This window comes from Pseudoduganella flava, assembly GCF_007830495.1.
Lineage (GTDB): Bacteria > Pseudomonadota > Gammaproteobacteria > Burkholderiales > Burkholderiaceae_D > Rugamonas > Rugamonas flava.
Window position 1 is genome coordinate 187,149 of record NZ_VLKW01000010.1, and the last position, 15,866, is coordinate 203,014.

The following is a 15,866-nucleotide window of genomic DNA, read 5'->3' on the forward strand; positions in this document are numbered from 1 at the left end:
GGTTTACTCGGGCCGGAGGCCTTCGTCCGTCAGCCGCAGCACGCGGTCGCAGCGGCGTGCCAGTTCCGGGTCGTGAGTGACGATGACGAATGCCGTGCCCAATGTGCGCGACAGCTCCAGCATCAGGTCGAAGATCTGCTCGGCCGTCGCGTGGTCCAGGTTGCCCGTCGGTTCGTCGGCCAGCACGCAGGCCGGCTGCGTCACCAGCGCGCGGGCCAGCGCCACGCGCTGCCGTTCGCCGCCGGACAGTTCGCCCGGCACGTGCGTCACGCGCTTGGCCAGGTTCACGCGCGCAAGCATCGCTTGCGCTTGCTCGTGCGCGTCCTTGCGCTTCATGCGGCGGATCATCAGCGGCATCGCCACGTTGTCCAGCGCCGAGAATTCCGGCAGCAGGTGGTGGAACTGGTAGACGAAGCCCAACGCCTGGTTGCGCAATTCGCCCCGCGCCGCTTCGGACAGCGTGGCGAAGTCCTTGCCCTGCAATGTCACGCTGCCGGTAGTCGGCGTATCGAGCCCGCCCAGCAGGTGCAGCAAGGTGGACTTGCCGGAGCCGGAAGCGCCGACGATGGCCACCCGCTCGCCGCGATGCACGGCGAAGTCGATCCCGGCCAGCACGTTGACGGAGTAGTCGCCCTGGGTGAACGTCTTGCCCAGGTTACGGCAGGACAGGACTGCCGGGTTGCCGTTCTCACTCATAGCGCAACGCCTCCGCAGGTTTCACGCGCGCCGCGCTGCGGCTCGGGTACACGGTGGCCAGGAAGGCCATCAGCACGGAGACGACGCCGATCTTCGTCACGTCCGGCCAGCGCATGTCCGATGGCACGGTGGTGATGTAATAAATATCCTTCGACAAGAACTGCACTCCCAATAAATGTTCGATGAACGGTACGATCACGTCGATGTTCAGCGCCACCGCGACGCCGCCGGCCACGCCCAGCGCGGTGCCGAGCAAGCCCACCAGCGAGCCCTGGATGACGAAGATCTTCATGATGGAATTCGGCGATGCGCCCAAGGTGCGCAGGATGGCGATGTCCGGCTGCTTGTCCGTCACCGTCATCACCAGCGTCGACACGAGGTTGAACGCGGCCACCGCGATGATCAGCGTGAGGATGATGAACATCATGCGCTTTTCCGTCTGCACGGCGGCGAACCAGTTGGCGTTCAGCTTAGACCAGTCGCGCACCTGCAGGTGACCCGGCAGCAGCTTCTTCAACTCCTCGGCCACCTGCGGCGCGCGGTGCATGTCCGCCAGGCGCAGGCGCAGCCCGGCCGGCGCGTCCATGCGCAGCATGCGTTCGGCATCCTGCAGGTGGACGAAAGCCATGCCGGCGTCGAACTCCTGGTGCTGCGCGGAGAAGATGCCGACGACGGTGAAGTTGCGCATGCGCGGCACCAGGCCGGCCGGCGTCACGGTCCCTTGCGGCAGCACCATCGTCACCTTCTCGCCGATGCCGGCGCCCAGCGCGCGGGCCAGGTCGATGCCCAGCACGATGTTGAATTCGCCCGGCCGCAATGCCGCGAAGCTGCCCATCTTGACGTGTTTGGCGACGTCCGACACGTCCCCCTCCTGCTCCGGCAGCACGCCGCGCACCATCGCCGGGCGCAGCGCCTCGCCGCCATGCATCAGGCCCGCCTGCGTTTCCGAATACGGCGCGGCGCCCTTCACTTCCGGGTGGCGCAGCGCGTTCTTCGCCTGCTCCTGCCAGTCCGGCATGCCGCCCTGCGGGGCGAACACCTCGACGTGGGCCAGCACCGACAGCATGCGGTCAGTGACGTCCTTCTGGAAGCCGTTCATCACCGACAGCACGACGATCAGCGCGCCGACGCCGAGCGCGATGCCGCACATCGAGATCAGCGAGATGAACGAGATGAAGCCGCTGCGGCCGCTGCGCTTGCCGGCGCGCGTGTAGCGCAGGCCGACCAGCCATTCAAAGGGCAGATTACTCATAGCGCAGCGCCTCCGCCGGTTTCACGCGGGCCGCCCACCAGCTGGGGTACAGCGTTGCCAGGAACGCGAGGCCGACAGCCGTCGCGCCAATCACCGCCACGTCGAGCCAGCGCAGGTCGGACGGCACCTCGCTGATGAAATAGATATCCTTCGCCAGGAAGTGCACGCCGAACAGCGCTTCGATGCCGGCCACGATCGAGCCGACGTTCAGCGCGACCAGCACGCCGCCCGCCACGCCCAGCGCGGTGCCGAGCACGCCGACCAGCGCGCCCTGCACCATGAAGATCTTCATCACCGAACGGGGCGAGGCGCCCAGGGTGCGCAGGATCGCGATGTCGGCCTGCTTGTCCGTCACCGTCATCACGAGCGTCGCGACGAGGTTGAACGCGGCCACCGCGATGATCAGCGTGAGGATGATGAACATCATCTTCTTCTGCGTCTGCACGGCCGCGAACCAGTTCACGTTCAGCTTCGACCAGTCGCGCACCAGCAGGTCGCCCGGCATCGTTTGCTTCAGCTGGAACGCCACTTCGGGTGCGCGGTCCATGTCGCGCAGCTTCAGGCGCAGGCCGAACGGGCCGGCCAGGTCCAGCAGGCGCGCGCCGTCTTCCAGGTGCACGTAGGCGAGCGTGGAATCGAATTCGTTGTGGCCGGCCTCGAAGATGCCGACGACGGTAAAGGTGCGCAGCGCCGGCGCTCCTCCGCCGGTGCTGCCGCCAGTACCGCCGCCGCCCGACGCCAGCGCCATCGCCACCTTGCCGCCCACCTTCACGTCCAGCTCGCGGGCCAGCTCGATGCCCAGCACGATGCCGGCACCGCCCGGGCGCAGGTCGGCGAAGCTGCCAGAGCGGATCTGGCGCGGCACGTCGGAGACCTTGCCCTCTTCTTCCGGCAGGATGCCGCGCACGATGGCCGGGCGCAGCACGTCGCCGCCATGCGCCAGCAGCGCCTGCAGCTCGACGAATGGCGCCGCGCCCTGCACCTCGGGATTGGCGAAGGCGCTGCGCGCCGTGGCGTGCCAGTCGGCCATCGGGCCGTTCATCTGGTACACCTCGACGTGGCCCAGCACGGACAGCATGCGCGCCGTGACTTCCTTCTGGAAGCCGTTGTACACGGACAGCACGATGATCAGCGCGGCGACGCCCAGGCCGATGCCGGCCATCGAAATGGCGGAGATGAACGAGATGAAGCTGTTGCGGCCGCTGCGCTTGCCGGCGCGCGTGTAGCGCAGCCCGACCAGCAATTCGAACGGCATCTGGTGGATCAAACTCATGAAGAAGGACGGTTCCCTGGCGCAAAGACCGCAGTTTGCCATATAAACAGTATTTGATGGGTTACGGATGAGCTTGTAAGCCCGCCGCCAGGCACGATAGTCCCCGCTTTCCATTACAATGCCGCATGGATTTGCCGAACCTCGCTACCACCCTCGTCGTACCCTACGGCCTGCCGCCCAAGGACATGGCCCCGGACCTGATCCGCAGCCTGCAGGCCCCGTCGCTGGCGACTTTACTTTCTCGCAACACCAATCATGCCGCGCACGGCTTCGAGCCGGACACCCGGCTGCTGCCGCACGAGGCCTGGCTGGCGCATGCGCTGGGCCTGGCCGGCGATCCCGCCACGGCGCCGGCCGCGCCGTTCGCGCCGGCCGTGATGCGCGGCTACGGCCTGGCGCCTGCCGCCGGCCACTGGTTCGTGTTCCACCCCGTCCACGTGATCGTCGGCACGCACCTGATGATGCCCGACCTGCGCACCGTGCGGGTCGGCGAGGACGAGGCGCGCGCGCTGTTCGACGCGGCCCGCCCGCTGTTCGACGAGCCCGGCATGGAGCTCGTGTACGGCGACGCCCACACATGGTTCCTGCGCGCCGATGGCTGGACCGATCTGGCGACGGCGTCGCCGGACGCGGCCACCGGCGACAACCTGCACCCATGGATGCCGCGCGGGTCCGCCGCACGCGACTTCCGCCGGCTGCTGAACGAAGTGCAGATGCTGTGGCACGCCCACCCCGTCAACGAGGGCCGCAAGCAGGCCGTCAATTCGTTCTGGCTGTGGGCGGGCGGCACGGCACCGCAGGCGCCGCAAGGCGTGCTAGCGACGGCCGCCGCGCCCGCCTGGCTGAACGCGCTGGCCGCGCCGGAACTGCGCGACGCGACCGCGGTCCAATGGCTGGCGCAGCAAGGCCCGCACCGCACGGCCGTGGCCGGCCACCTGGTCGCGGCCGGCATCGCCGAGGACTGGGGCCGGTGGCTGCAAGGCATGCAGCAGCTGGAGGACCAATGGTTCGCGCCGCTGCTGGCCGCGCTGCGCGGCGGCCAGGTTGCCAACGCGCGGCTTGTGCTGACGAACCGCCTCGGCTGGACCGACACCGCGACGACGAAACTGGCGCTGCACAAGTTCTGGCGTCCGCAACACTTGAAGAATCTGCTTACATAGATAGACCCGCCCATGACCCGCATCGCCACCCGCCCCTGCCCGTTCCGCGAATCGGAAATGCTGCGCCAGGGCGGCATCCACCCCGTGCTGGCCCGCCTGTTCGCAGCGCGCGGCCTGACCGATCCGAGGGACCTGTCCGCCGAGCTGACGGCATTGATTCCCCCGCCGGGCCTGCTGCACATCGACGCGGCAGCCGTGTTCCTGGCCGACGCGATCGCCGCCGGCAAGCGCATGGTGATCGTCGCCGACTACGACTGCGACGGCGCCACCGCCTGCGCCACGGCGCTGCGCGGCCTGCGCGCAATGGGTGCGAAAGTCGACTTCATCGTGCCGAACCGCTTCGAGTACGGCTACGGCCTGACGCCGGAGATCGTGGCGCTGACGGCGCGCGAAAAGGCGCCGGACATCATCATCACCGTCGACAACGGCATCGCCAGCATCGATGGCGTCGAGGAAGCGAAGCGCCGCGGCATCGAAGTCGTCGTCACCGACCACCACCTGCCGGGCGACAAGCTGCCGGACGCGCGCGTCATCGTCAACCCGAACCAGCCGGCATGCGGCTTCCCGTCGAAGAACCTGGCCGGCGTCGGCGTCGTGTTCTACGTGCTGCTGGCCCTGCGCGCGGAGCTGCGCCGCCGCGGCGTGTTCGACGCGCAAACGCAGCCGAAGCTCGACCACCTGCTGGACCTGGTGGCGCTGGGCACGGTGGCCGACGTCGTCAAGCTCGATACCAACAACCGCATCCTCGTCGCGCAGGGCCTGAAGCGGATGCGCGCCGGCCGCATGCATGCCGGCGTGGCCGCGCTGTTCCGCGTGGCGGGCCGGCAGGCGCGCTGTGCGACGCCGTTCGACCTGGGCTTCGCACTGGGTCCGCGCCTGAACGCAGCCGGCCGGCTGGAAGACATGTCGCTGGGGATCGAATGCCTGATCACGGACGACGAAGGGCGCGCCTGGGCGCTGGCCCAGCAGCTCAACGAGATCAACCTGAAGCGCCGCGAAATCGAGGCCGAAATGCAGGATGCGGCGCTGCTGCACCTGGACGACTTCCAACCCGCGCAGAGCACGACGATCAGCGTGTTCGACGACACGTGGCACCAGGGCGTGATCGGCATCGTCGCGTCGCGGCTGAAGGAAAAATTCTACCGGCCGACCATCACCTTCGCGCCGGCCGGCGACGGCTGGATCAAGGGTTCCGGCCGCTCGATCGCGGGCTTTCACCTGCGCGATGCGCTGGACCTCGTGTCGAAACGCGCGCCCAGCCTGATCGACAAGTTCGGCGGCCATGCGATGGCGGCCGGCCTGTCGATCCGCGCCGAAGCGTTCGACGCGTTCGCGCAGGCGTTCGAGGCGGTCGGCCGCGCACTGTTGACGGAACAGCAGCTGGAACGGGTGATCGAGACGGATGGCCCGCTGGAAGACGCGTACTTCACGCCGCAGTTCATCGAGATCCTGGACGGCATCGTCTGGGGCCAGGGCTTCGCGCCACCCGTGTTCTGCGATGAATTCCGCGTGGTCAGCCAGCGCATCCTGAAGGAGCGCCACCTGAAGCTGCTGCTGGAGAAGAACGGCGCGCGCTACGACGCGATCTGGTTCGGCCGCACGGATGCCGTCGGCGAACGGGCGCGCGTTGCGTTCCGGCTCGACGCCAACGAGTACAACGGCACCACGCGGGTGCAGCTGATGGTGGAACACGCCGAGCCGGCGTAAAGGACACGGCTGGATACGACCGGCCCGGCGTTGCGGAGTCGACTCCGCGTCAGCGGATCATTCGACCATCGCTTCCGGACGGGCGCCCGCCTGCTGCCGGCAGTTGCACACGTCTTCCCCCTTGTCGAACACGATGCGCCAACGGCCCTGGCCTTCCTGCCGCCACACGGAGTTGAAGCGGCCCGTCACCTGGCCCGCCGGGTCCTTCACGGGACCGCTGGAATGGGCCAGCGTGCCGGACGTCAGCACCGACACACGGTCCGGCGCCCACGAGAACGGCGCCTCGGCACCATCGAAGAACGGCTTCCACGCATCGGCCACGGCTTCCTTGCCGCGCAGGATGCCGTTCCCCGCATAGAAGATCGCCTCGTCGGACAGGAACGTCTTGAACGCATCGAAGTCCCGGTTCGCCATCGACGCCGCAAACGCACGCTCGGTGGCGATCACCTGGCGGCGCAGGGCAGCGTTGTCGAGCTCCGACGGCCCGGCCCAGGCGCATGCGGAGTAGGAAGACGCCAGCAGCATGCCGGCGGTGACAAGTCCTGCAAGTTTGGTACGCATTTCAATTTCCTTTCAGGTCACGTTAAAGAGCTGATGGGAGAACTGATGGTACGCCCGGCAACGTGCAAGGAAAAGCGCCGGGTGCGTCCGGCTGCCTGTTGATGGCTTTTTTACAACGCTCGCGTGGCGTTCAAGGCTGCCGCCTGCCCACGCACTGGCACGGCACGTCGCCCTTGTCGAACACGATGCGCCAACGCCCCGGTGCCTCCAGGCGCCACACCGAGTAAAAGCGCGCGATCGTGCGCCCCGCCGCGTCGCGCACGGGGCCGGAGGTGGCAGCGAGCGTGCCGTCCGCCAGCACGTCAACCTCCTCCGGCGCCCACGCGAACGGCGCCTCGGCGCCGTCGAAATAGCGCTGCCAGTAGGCCGTTACGGCCGGCTTGCCGCGCAGTGGCGCCGGGCTCGAGTAAAACACGGCATCATCGGCGATGAATCGCTGGAAGGCGGCGAAGTCGCGCCGCGCCAGCGAAGCGGCGAACGCCCTCTCCGTGTCGGCAACCTGCCGCGTCAACGCGGCAACGGCGGCGGACGGGGCCGAGGCCGCGGGCGGGGCCGGCGCCGCAGCGCAGCCGGCCAGCAGCAGCGTGGCCAGGAGCGGCAGCGTCATCGAAGCGGCAAGCGTGGTCGCGCGCATGGCATTCCTTTCAAGTTGCGAGTCTGACCATCGTACGCCCGTCATCGGGGCACCGGAAGGCGCGCCCTTTGACCTGGAATAAGCCTCAAGGTGGCGCCAGCGCGACCGGGCGCAGCCGAACCATTGATGGTGCACAACAGCTTGCTTGCAAAGAACACGAAATCGGAGTATAAAGTCTCCATAACTGGAGGACATATGAACCCCGCCTATGCGTACCCCAAGAGCCGATTCGAACCGGTGGTGCCCGTCGACCTGAATGCCAGGGAAGAACGTGAGCGCCTGTCGAAGTCGGCACTGAAAGGATTTTTCAAACTGGCCGCCGCGTGGAAACTGCGCGACGACGACGCCCGTGAACTGCTGGGCGGCCTGTCCAGCAGCACGTTCTACGAATGGAAGAAAAACCCCGAGCGCGTGCTCGAGGTCGACCGCATCACCCGCATCTCCTACCTCCTCGGCATCTACAAATCCCTGCACATCATCTACGGCGACCAGCTGGCCGACGAATGGGTCAGCCTGCCGAACAAGAACACCATCTTTGGCGGCCGCACGCCGCTGGCCTATATGCAGGCCGGCGGCCTGCTGGCCATGCAGACCGTGCGCAAGCTGCTCGACGCGCGGCGGGGAGGCCTGTAATTGCCGGGTCAGCAGCCTTCTTCGTTGCCGCTTCCCCCGCTGCGGCTGCTGCGGCGGTTCGATACGTGCCGCCTGATCCCGTCGCGCTTTGCCGACGTCGAGGATTCCGTGCTCGCGCCGCTGTCCGACAACGACGCCGAGCTGGCCGACCTGTTTGAGCTGGACAACGCGACCAATGCGCGCGTGCTGGCCGAGCACGGCGGCGCGCCCGGCATCGGCATCGACGAGCTGCTGTTCCATGTGCCGAACTTTCGCATCGTGAACGCGGCGTTCACGTATCCGCGCCCCGAAGGCAGCCGCTTCAACGACGGCGACCGGGGCGCCTGGTATTGCGCGTTCGAGATCGAGACGGCGCTGGCCGAAGTGATCTTCCACAAGACCGTCGAGTACGCGGAAATCGACCGCTTCGACGACAGCGTCAGCTACCAGACGATGCTGGCCGACTTCACGGCCCAGTTCCACGACATCCGCAACCTGCCCGACTATGCGCCCTGCCTCGCGCCGGACAGTTACGTCGTCTCGCAGGTGCTGGCCGAGCGCCTGCTCGCGGCCGGCTCGATGGGCATCCTGTACCCGAGCGTACGGCGGGCGGGCGGCACCAATCTCGCCTGCTTCCGCCCAGCGCTGGTCGGCAACGTTCGCAAAGGCACGGCCTATCGGTTAACATGGCGGGGTGGCCCGACGCCCGACGTCGCGCCGTTCTCCTCGAATCACAAGAATTGAATCAACAATGCAGACCAAGCCTGAAAAAGATCTCGAACTGCGCGACAAGGTCAACCGCGAAACGGGCCGCCTGCCATGGTCGGAACTGATGCGCCACTTCGCCTCCGGCAATGTGGTGTGGATCGCGGACGAGCTGGACCTCGTCGACGTGGCCGTGCGCATCGCCCATGACGACAAGGCCAGCGTGACCCAATGGATGACCGCGGGCCAGATCGCCAAGGTGTCGGACCAGCAGGCGCAAATGTGGCTGGAGACGGAAGCGAAGCTGTGGGCCTGCGTCGTCAGCCCGTTCATCCTCGTGCAGCAGCAGAAGAAGCTGCACTGACCGCCGGTGCTGCCAATGCTGGCCGCCCTCGACGCCCGTCTGACGGATGCCCGCCCGCGCACATTGCGGGCCGCGCACCGGCCGTTCGTCGAGTTCCTCTGCTTCGGCATCAAGGAAGCGCGCGCCTGCCTGTTCGCCGGGCTGTTCTTCCTGGCCGTGTTCTGCGTGCCGCGCGCGGGCCTCGGCGGCCTGCCCCGCTACGACGTGCTGCTGGTGCTTGCCCTGGCGATCCAGGCCTGGATGCTGGCGGCAAGGCTCGAAACATGGGATGAAGTGAAGGCCATCGGCCTGTTCCACGCGGTGGGCTTCGTGCTGGAAGTGTTCAAGACGTCGGTCGGGTCATGGAGCTATCCGGATCCCGGCTACACGAAACTGCTCGGCGTGCCGCTGTTCTCCGGTTTCATGTACGCCGCCGTCGGCAGCTACATCATCCAGGCGTGGCGCCTGTTCGACCTGCGCATCCGCCACCATCCGCCGCACTGGATGGCCGCGCTCATCGCGCTGCTGATCTACGCGAACTTCTTCACGCATCACTATATCGCCGACTACCGCTGGTACCTGGCCGCGTGCGCGCTGGGGCTGTACGCGCGCACGACGGTGGTGTTCCGCCCGCTCGACCGCGACCGCAGGATGCCGCTGCTGCTGGCCTTCATGCTGATCGGCTTCTTCATCTGGCTGGCCGAAAATCTCGGCACCTTCATGGGCGTGTGGCGTTACCCGAACCAGCTGGGCGCGTGGTCGGCCGTCCACGTCAGCAAATGGAGCGCGTGGTCGCTGCTCGTCATCATGTCGTTCACCATTGTCGCCAACCTGAAGCATGTGAAGGCGCGGGTGCACGTGCCCGACTAGGCGCCCTGCTTCAGCGCCCCAGGTCGATCCCGTACAGCGCATACCCCTTGCCGCCGCCATCGTCGGTGCGCAGCTCGCGCACATTATCGAGTCCCGCCGCACGGGCCAGGGCTTCCTTGCCCGGCGCCGAATGGAACACCACCGGGCCCTGCGTCGACACCGGCGTGAAACGCCAGCTGCGCGCGGCACCGTTCGCGGCCCGAGTCAGCGCACCCTGCTTACGGAGGTAGGCGATCAGCACGTCGCGGTTGTTGTCCGGCGCCGCGACGACCGTCCGGCTGCCGTCCAGGCCGGGGAATCCCCCGCCGCCGCTGGCCCGATAGTTATTTGTCGCGACGAGAAATTCCTGGCCAGGCGCGAGCGGCCCGCCGCGCCAGCGCAGGTTCCTGATGCGCTGGCCCGGCGGCTGCGTCACGTCGATCTCGTAGCGCAGGTCGGGGCTCGTCGGCATGTCGAAATTAAAGCCCGCGAACTGCGCGTTGACGAGTTCCTGCGGGGCCGTGCGGCGCGGGTCGATCGTGTTGAAGCGCCCTGCCGCCTTTTCCAGCCATGCGGCCAGGCCCGCACCGTCGATCTTCACGCCGTACAGCGCGTTCGGGTACAGGTACAGGTCGGCCGCGTTGTTCAGTGCGATCGGGCCGGCTTGCACGTCCGTGTAATCGGTGACACCGGCCGAGCCGCTCTTGAACGGCGACGACAGCGACAGCACCGGCAATTGCGCATACTGCGGCAGGTTCGTCTTCACATACTCGGCCAGGTAGGCGGCCTGCGCCTGGTTGACGACCTGGATCGCGCTGACGTCGCCCACGTCGGCGAAATAGGTCGACATGCGGAAGTCCGTGCTGCCGATTGGGGTCTTCACGTAGTCGATGGTTGCCGCGTGTTCAAGCGCGACCAGCGGCGCGACGGCCGGATGTGCCACCGACTCCTTGCCGGTGCGGATTGGCCGCGCCTCGACCTTCGTGCGCTCCCGGTCGACGGTCCACGCCTTGCCGTCCCAGCGCAGCGCCAGCGCGACGACGCCCAGGTGCTTGCCCCACAGGTCCGCCATCACGGTCGGCACGCCGTTGACCGTACCCTTCACCTTGTCGACGCCCGGCAGGTCGAACTGCGGCACCTTGCTGGCCGGGTTCGGGAACACCTGGTGCGAATGGCCGATCAGCAGCGCGTCGATGCCCGGCACGCGCGACAGGTGCCAGCTGCCGTTCTCCATCGTCGGCGAATAGGCGCTCGCATCGAGCCCCGCATGCGAGATCGCGACGACGATGTCCGCCCCTTCCGCGCGCAGCTTCGGCACGTAGCGCTCGGCCGTCTCGCGCACGCCTTCCGTGTACACCTTGCCCTCCAGGTGGCGCTTGTCCCACGTGAGGATCGTCGGCGGCGTGAAACCGATGATGCCGACGCGGATCGTGGCCGGCACCGGCTTGCCGTCCGGGCCTGTTGCGACAATGCGCTTGTCGATGATCGCATACGGCCGGAACAGCGGCTCCTTGGTCTTCGCGCTGTAGACGTTGGCCAGCACCTGCGGGAAGTTGGGGCCCGCGCAGCGCTGCCCGTTCTCGACGCCGGCGACATCGAACTGGCTGCCGGACACCTGGTTCAGGTAATCGAGACCGTAGTTGAAGTCGTGGTTGCCGACACCGGCGCCGTCGTAGCCCAGTGCGTTGAACACCTTGTAGATAGCCAGCGTCTCACCGCAGCCGAGCCGCTTGACGACGGCCTGGTAGTCGGACAAGGCCGTGCCCTGGATCGTGTCGCCGTTATCGAGCAGGACGTTGTTCGGGTATTCGGCGCGCGCCTGGGCGATCAGCGCGGCGGTGCGTTCCAGGCCCAGCGAGGCGTCGGGCGCCAGCTTGTAGTAGTCGTAGCTGACGACGTTACCGTGCAGGTCCGTCGTTTCCAGCAGCGCCAGCGTCGCCTGCGTGCCGGCGGGAACGCCGGGCTGCACGGCGGCGCACCCCGCGATGAGGACGGTCAGGATCAGCGGGCAGTGGCGTAACAGCATGGCAAGTCCGTGGCAAAGAGGCGAAGGCATGCATAATACAAAGCCACCCCGCCGCCAGCAAGCTGGCATCGTGCAAGCATCATCGGAGTACGCCATGGACCGACCCGCCGCCATCCGCCGCCGCGCCCGCATTGCCGCGACCCTCGTTTGCCTCTACTTCGTCGGCTCGTACCTGTTCCTTAATTTCGGCCCCGGCGGCCAACTGATCGACTACGCAACCGCGCCGGCACTGCTGCTCGTGATCGTCTGGACGCCGGTGTTGCGCCCGCTCGGCCTGACCGAGGGAACGTGGATGACGGCCCCCACCGTGCCCGCCTGCATCGCCATCGTGCTGCTCTACGGCGCCCTTGCCTACCGGGCCGTGCTGGCGCTGGCCGGGGCACGCGGCCGGAGCACGGAGGGTAAGGTATAATCCAAGGTTTGATCGCACTCTACAGAGACAGAAAAACCATGGAAGCAGAACGCATCAATTCCCTCGCCGCCCAGCTCGCAGACCTGACGTCCCGCGAAGCCGAACTTCGGAGGTATCTTTGACTTCGATAAGAAGTCCGAGAAACTGGAACAACTGAACGCCGAGCTGGAAGACCCGGCGGTCTGGAACGACCCGAAAAAAGCCCAGGACATGGGCCGCGAAAAGAAAGCCCTGGAAGCCATCGTCGACACGCTGACGAAGGCCAAGAGCGACCTAGCCGACATGGCCGAGCTGTTCGAGATGGGCAAGGAGGAAGGCGACGACGCCACCCTCGAATCCGTCATCGGCGACACCGCCGAGATCCAGAAGGTCATCGAAGGCCTGGAATTCCGCCGGATGTTCAACAACCCGATGGACCCGAACAACTGCTTCATCGACATCCAGGCAGGCGCCGGCGGTACCGAGGCGCAGGACTGGGCGTCGATGCTGCTGCGCCAGTACCTGCGCTATTGCGAACGCAAGGGCTTCAAGGTCGAGGTGCTGGAACAATCCGAGGGTGAGGTCGCCGGCATCAAGACGGCCACGCTGAAGGTCGAGGGCGACTACGCCTATGGCCACCTGCGCACCGAGACGGGCGTGCACCGCCTGGTCCGCAAGTCGCCGTTCGACAGCGCCAACGGCCGCCACACGTCGTTCACGTCGCTGTTCGTCTACCCCGAGGTGGACGACTCGATCGAGATCGAGGTCAACCCAGCCGACCTGCGCATCGACACGTACCGCGCCTCCGGCGCCGGCGGTCAGCACATCAACAAGACCGACTCCGCAGTGCGTATCACGCACGCGCCGTCCGGCATCGTCGTGCAATGCCAGAACGACCGCTCGCAGCACCGCAACAAGGCCGAGGCGATGGACATGCTGAAGGCCAAGCTGTACGAGCTGGAACTGCGCAAGCGCATGAGCGAGCAGCAGAAGCTGGAAGACTCGAAGACGGACGTGGGCTGGGGCCACCAGATCCGCTCCTACGTGCTGGACCAGAGCCGCATCAAGGACCTGCGCACGGGCTTTGAGACGGGCAATACGAAAAACGTGCTGGACGGCGACCTGGACGACTTCATCGCCGCCTCGCTGAAACAAGGCGTGTGATGACGACGACCACGAGTACGAGCACCGGCATGACCGTGCCCCGCGCGTTCATCTTCGACATGGACGGCACGATCGTCGACAACATGGCGTTCCACACGAAGTCGTGGCTGGCGTTCTTCGAGCGCCGCGGCCACGCCATCGACGCGGACGAATTCTTCCGCTCGACGGCCGGCCGTCAGGGCCATGAAATCATGCGCACCTACCTGGACGCCGGGCTGACGAAGGAAGATGCCGCGCTGCTCGACGCCGAGAAGGAAGAGCTGTACCGCGAACTGTACGCGCCGCACCTGGAAGCCGTCGCCGGCTTCGAGGAGTTCATCGCCACGGCGCAGCAGGAAGACGTGCGCCTGGCCGTCGCCACCGCCGCGCCGCCCGCCAACATCGTGTTCACCCTGGACGGGCTGGACCTGCGCCGCCACTTCGATGCCGTCGTCGGCGCGGCCGACGTCGCCCGCGGCAAGCCAAATCCGGACGTGTTCCTGCTGGCGGCCGAGCGCTGCGGCGTCGCGCCCGAGCACTGCATCGTGTTCGAGGATGCGCCGCTGGGCGTGGAAGCGGCACGCCGCGCCGGCATGCGCGCCGTCGTGCTGACGACCACGTTGCCGGCCGAGGCGTTCGCGGAATTCGACAACGTGGTCAAGCTCGCGCGCGACTTCTCCGAACTGGACATCGGCGAGCTGTTCGCCACCACACCATTCACCCAACAAGCACAGTAACCATGACTACGGAAATCCAAGACCAGGCGCCAGGCCACGACGACAACAAGATCATCGCCGAACGCCGGGCCAAGCTGGCCGCGATCCGCGAGCAAGGCGTCGCCTTCCCGAACGACTTCCGGCCCGAGCACAAGGCCGCCGACCTCCACGCCCAGCATGGCGGCAAGTCGCGTGAAGACCTGGAAGCGAACCCGGTGCCGGTGGTGCTGGCCGGCCGCATGATGCTCAAGCGCGAGGCGGGCAAGAAGGCCGCGTTCGCGACGTTGCAGGATTCGTCCGGCTCGCAATGCGACGGCCGCATCCAGATCTACGTGACCTTGGACGTGACGGGCGAAGCGGCGATGGAAGCGCTGCGCGGCTACGACCTGGGCGACATCCTCGGCGTGAAAGGCACGCTGTTCAAGACCAAGACGGACGAGCTGACGGTGAAGGTCACCGAACTGCGCCTGATCACGAAGTCGCTGCGCCCGCTGCCCGACAAGTTCCACGGCCTCGCGGACCAGGAAACCAAGTACCGCCAGCGCTACGTGGACCTGATCATGAACGAGGAAACCCGCCGCACGTTCAAGGCCCGTACCGCCGCGATCTCGTCGATCCGCCGCTTCATGCAGCAGCACGAGTTCATGGAAGTGGAAACGCCGATGCTGCACCCGATCCCGGGCGGCGCGGCGGCGAAACCGTTCATCACGCACCACAACGCGCTGGACATGCAGATGTACCTGCGCATCGCGCCGGAACTGTACCTGAAGCGCCTCGTCGTCGGCGGCTTCGACCGCGTGTTCGAGATCAACCGCAGCTTCCGCAACGAAGGCGTGTCGATCCGTCACAACCCGGAATACACGATGATGGAATTCTACGCGGCGTACACGGACTACCAGTGGATCATGGACTTCACCGAAGCCGTGATCCGCCAGGCCGCGATCGACGCGCACGGTTCCGCCGTGCTGACTTACGGCGGCCGCGAGCTGGACCTGTCGAAACCGTTCCACCGCCTGACGATCGTCGGCGCGATCAACAAGTTCGCCCCGCACTACACGGATGCGCAGCTGAACGACGAAGCCTTCATCAAGGCCGAGCTGCTCAAATTCGGCGTGAAGCCGCATGCCCACTCGGGCCTGGGCGCGCTGCAACTGGCGCTGTTCGAAGAGACGGCCGAGGCGCAGCTGTGGGAGCCGACGTTCATCATCGACTACCCGGAAGAAGTGTCGCCGCTGGCGCGCGCATCGGACACCCGCAAGGGCATCACCGAGCGCTTCGAGCTGTTCATGGTGGGCCGCGAGATCGCCAACGGCTTCTCGGAGCTGAACGACGCGGAAGACCAGGCGCAGCGCTTCCTGTCGCAAGTGGCCGCGAAGGAAGCGGGCGACGACGAGGCGATGTACTACGACGCCGACTACATCCGCGCGCTGGAATACGGCATGCCGCCGGCCGGCGGCTGCGGCATCGGCATCGACCGCCTGATCATGCTGCTGACGGACTCGCCGAACATCCGCGACGTGCTGCTGTTCCCGCATTTGCGCAAGGAAGACTGAGCGATCGCGTTTTCTGGTTGACGACGCGCGGCCACGGCCGCGCGTTTTCTTTTGTGCGATCGTCCACATCGATGGACATGGCATGGCAAGCGCCGCACAGCCATCCGATCGGTCCATCGATCACCCGGCGGGGCCCGGTCGAGACCTCCTAACTGCCGATCTGGGCGTCGAGCCAACGGACATCGCTCTCCGGCAGGAGCGTCCATTCGCCGGCGGCCACGCCATCGACGCCCGATGGTTCAGGA

Annotated in this window: 16 protein-coding genes; 10 read left to right on the plus strand and 6 right to left on the minus strand. The window is 66.8% G+C overall.

All coding sequences use genetic code 11. The annotated features are described in order from the left end of the window. Positions 1 to 3: 3 nt before the first annotated feature. Genes lolD through IP92_RS22920 form a run of 3 tightly spaced genes read right to left on the minus strand, consistent with a single transcriptional unit; the run spans position 4 to position 3,221 of the window. Positions 4 to 696: a lipoprotein-releasing ABC transporter ATP-binding protein LolD gene (gene lolD / locus IP92_RS22910; protein ID WP_145879580.1), complete on the minus strand. Its 693-nt coding sequence runs from the start codon at positions 694 to 696 to the stop codon at positions 4 to 6. Next, positions 689 to 1,948 carry a lipoprotein-releasing ABC transporter permease subunit gene (locus IP92_RS22915; RefSeq protein WP_145879582.1) on the minus strand — a complete coding sequence of 420 codons (1,260 nt, stop codon included), beginning with the start codon at positions 1,946 to 1,948 and terminating at the stop codon, positions 689 to 691. The genes lolD and IP92_RS22915 overlap by 8 nt, the downstream gene beginning before the upstream one ends. Further along, positions 1,941 to 3,221 (minus strand): lipoprotein-releasing ABC transporter permease subunit, encoded by a 1,281-nt coding sequence (locus tag IP92_RS22920; RefSeq protein WP_145879584.1) that lies wholly within the window; start codon positions 3,219 to 3,221, stop codon positions 1,941 to 1,943. Before IP92_RS22920 ends, IP92_RS22915 begins: the two co-directional genes overlap by 8 nt. Positions 3,222 to 3,346: 125 nt before the next feature. On the opposite strand from IP92_RS22920, the gene IP92_RS22925 reads away from it, so the two are divergent. Continuing rightward, positions 3,347 to 4,381 (plus strand): hypothetical protein, encoded by a 1,035-nt coding sequence (locus tag IP92_RS22925; RefSeq protein WP_145879586.1) that lies wholly within the window; start codon positions 3,347 to 3,349, stop codon positions 4,379 to 4,381. A 12-nt stretch (positions 4,382 to 4,393) separates the two neighbouring features. Further along, positions 4,394 to 6,088, plus strand: coding sequence for a single-stranded-DNA-specific exonuclease RecJ (recJ, locus tag IP92_RS22930; protein WP_145879588.1), 1,695 nt, complete (start codon positions 4,394 to 4,396; stop codon positions 6,086 to 6,088). A 57-nt stretch (positions 6,089 to 6,145) separates the two neighbouring features. Here recJ and IP92_RS22935 read toward each other — a convergent pair whose 3' ends face one another. Together IP92_RS22935 and IP92_RS22940 are read right to left on the minus strand one after the other, a co-directional pair. Further along, on the minus strand, positions 6,146 to 6,649 hold the full coding sequence (locus tag IP92_RS22935; protein WP_229418928.1) for a YybH family protein: 504 nt from the start codon (positions 6,647 to 6,649) through the stop codon (positions 6,146 to 6,148). 130 nt (positions 6,650 to 6,779) lie between these two features. Further along, a complete protein-coding gene (locus tag IP92_RS22940) occupies positions 6,780 to 7,283 on the minus strand; it encodes a YybH family protein (RefSeq protein WP_145879590.1) in 504 nt (167 codons plus the stop codon). Between the two features lie 195 nt (positions 7,284 to 7,478). Between IP92_RS22940 and IP92_RS22945 the strand changes: the two genes are divergently transcribed. Genes IP92_RS22945 through IP92_RS22960 form a run of 4 tightly spaced genes read left to right on the plus strand, consistent with a single transcriptional unit; the run spans position 7,479 to position 9,813 of the window. Continuing rightward, positions 7,479 to 7,916, plus strand: a complete 438-nt coding sequence (locus tag IP92_RS22945; protein ID WP_145879592.1) for an MbcA/ParS/Xre antitoxin family protein — start codon at positions 7,479 to 7,481, stop codon at positions 7,914 to 7,916. A gap of 24 nt (positions 7,917 to 7,940) precedes the next feature. Continuing rightward, the gene (locus IP92_RS22950; protein ID WP_145879594.1) at positions 7,941 to 8,639 is read left to right on the plus strand and encodes an RES family NAD+ phosphorylase; all 699 of its coding nucleotides are present in this window, start codon (positions 7,941 to 7,943) and stop codon (positions 8,637 to 8,639) included. Positions 8,640 to 8,646: 7 nt separating this feature from the next. Next, positions 8,647 to 8,964: a DUF2288 domain-containing protein gene (locus tag IP92_RS22955; RefSeq protein ID WP_145879596.1), complete on the plus strand. Its 318-nt coding sequence runs from the start codon at positions 8,647 to 8,649 to the stop codon at positions 8,962 to 8,964. 15 nt (positions 8,965 to 8,979) lie between these two features. After that, positions 8,980 to 9,813: a DUF817 domain-containing protein gene (locus IP92_RS22960; protein ID WP_145879598.1), complete on the plus strand. Its 834-nt coding sequence runs from the start codon at positions 8,980 to 8,982 to the stop codon at positions 9,811 to 9,813. 10 nt (positions 9,814 to 9,823) lie between these two features. Here the strand turns inward: IP92_RS22960 and IP92_RS22965 are convergent, their stop codons facing one another. Beyond that, positions 9,824 to 11,818: a bifunctional 2',3'-cyclic-nucleotide 2'-phosphodiesterase/3'-nucleotidase gene (locus IP92_RS22965; RefSeq protein WP_229418929.1), complete on the minus strand. Its 1,995-nt coding sequence runs from the start codon at positions 11,816 to 11,818 to the stop codon at positions 9,824 to 9,826. A gap of 28 nt (positions 11,819 to 11,846) precedes the next feature. Between IP92_RS22965 and IP92_RS22970 the strand changes: the two genes are divergently transcribed. From IP92_RS22970 to lysS, 4 genes are all read left to right on the plus strand, one after another. Beyond that, the gene (locus IP92_RS22970) at positions 11,847 to 12,230 is read left to right on the plus strand and encodes a hypothetical protein (RefSeq protein ID WP_145879602.1); all 384 of its coding nucleotides are present in this window, start codon (positions 11,847 to 11,849) and stop codon (positions 12,228 to 12,230) included. Between the two features lie 38 nt (positions 12,231 to 12,268). Beyond that, a protein-coding gene (prfB, locus tag IP92_RS22975; RefSeq protein WP_145879604.1) for a peptide chain release factor 2 occupies positions 12,269 to 13,373 on the plus strand; the annotation gives its coding sequence in 2 pieces (ribosomal slippage) (positions 12,269 to 12,349 and positions 12,351 to 13,373; 1,104 coding nt in all). After that, positions 13,373 to 14,089, plus strand: a complete 717-nt coding sequence (locus tag IP92_RS22980) for an HAD family hydrolase (RefSeq protein WP_371860963.1) — start codon at positions 13,373 to 13,375, stop codon at positions 14,087 to 14,089. Before prfB ends, IP92_RS22980 begins: the two co-directional genes overlap by 1 nt. 2 nt (positions 14,090 to 14,091) lie before the next feature. Then, the gene (gene lysS, locus IP92_RS22985) at positions 14,092 to 15,621 is read left to right on the plus strand and encodes a lysine--tRNA ligase (protein WP_145879606.1); all 1,530 of its coding nucleotides are present in this window, start codon (positions 14,092 to 14,094) and stop codon (positions 15,619 to 15,621) included. Positions 15,622 to 15,866 lie beyond the last annotated feature (245 nt).

Bases quoted from the DNA above. Each gene is read 5' to 3' on its own strand.
- IP92_RS22965 (WP_229418929.1), bottom strand. From the start codon at position 11,818: ATGCTGTTACGCCACTGCCCGCTGATCCTGACCGTCCTCATCGCGGGG.
- IP92_RS22955 (WP_145879596.1), top strand. From the start codon at position 8,647: ATGCAGACCAAGCCTGAAAAAGATCTCGAACTGCGCGACAAGGTCAAC.
- recJ (WP_145879588.1), top strand. From the start codon at position 4,394: ATGACCCGCATCGCCACCCGCCCCTGCCCGTTCCGCGAATCGGAAATG.
- IP92_RS22960 (WP_145879598.1), top strand. From the start codon at position 8,980: ATGCTGGCCGCCCTCGACGCCCGTCTGACGGATGCCCGCCCGCGCACA.
- IP92_RS22915 (WP_145879582.1), bottom strand. From the start codon at position 1,948: ATGAGTAATCTGCCCTTTGAATGGCTGGTCGGCCTGCGCTACACGCGC.
- IP92_RS22940 (WP_145879590.1), bottom strand. From the start codon at position 7,283: ATGCGCGCGACCACGCTTGCCGCTTCGATGACGCTGCCGCTCCTGGCC.
- IP92_RS22945 (WP_145879592.1), top strand. From the start codon at position 7,479: ATGAACCCCGCCTATGCGTACCCCAAGAGCCGATTCGAACCGGTGGTG.
- lolD (WP_145879580.1), bottom strand. From the start codon at position 696: ATGAGTGAGAACGGCAACCCGGCAGTCCTGTCCTGCCGTAACCTGGGC.
- IP92_RS22920 (WP_145879584.1), bottom strand. From the start codon at position 3,221: ATGAGTTTGATCCACCAGATGCCGTTCGAATTGCTGGTCGGGCTGCGC.
- IP92_RS22970 (WP_145879602.1), top strand. From the start codon at position 11,847: ATGCATAATACAAAGCCACCCCGCCGCCAGCAAGCTGGCATCGTGCAA.
- IP92_RS22935 (WP_229418928.1), bottom strand. From the start codon at position 6,649: ATGCGTACCAAACTTGCAGGACTTGTCACCGCCGGCATGCTGCTGGCG.
- lysS (WP_145879606.1), top strand. From the start codon at position 14,092: ATGACTACGGAAATCCAAGACCAGGCGCCAGGCCACGACGACAACAAG.
- IP92_RS22925 (WP_145879586.1), top strand. From the start codon at position 3,347: ATGGATTTGCCGAACCTCGCTACCACCCTCGTCGTACCCTACGGCCTG.
- IP92_RS22980 (WP_371860963.1), top strand. From the start codon at position 13,373: ATGACGACGACCACGAGTACGAGCACCGGCATGACCGTGCCCCGCGCG.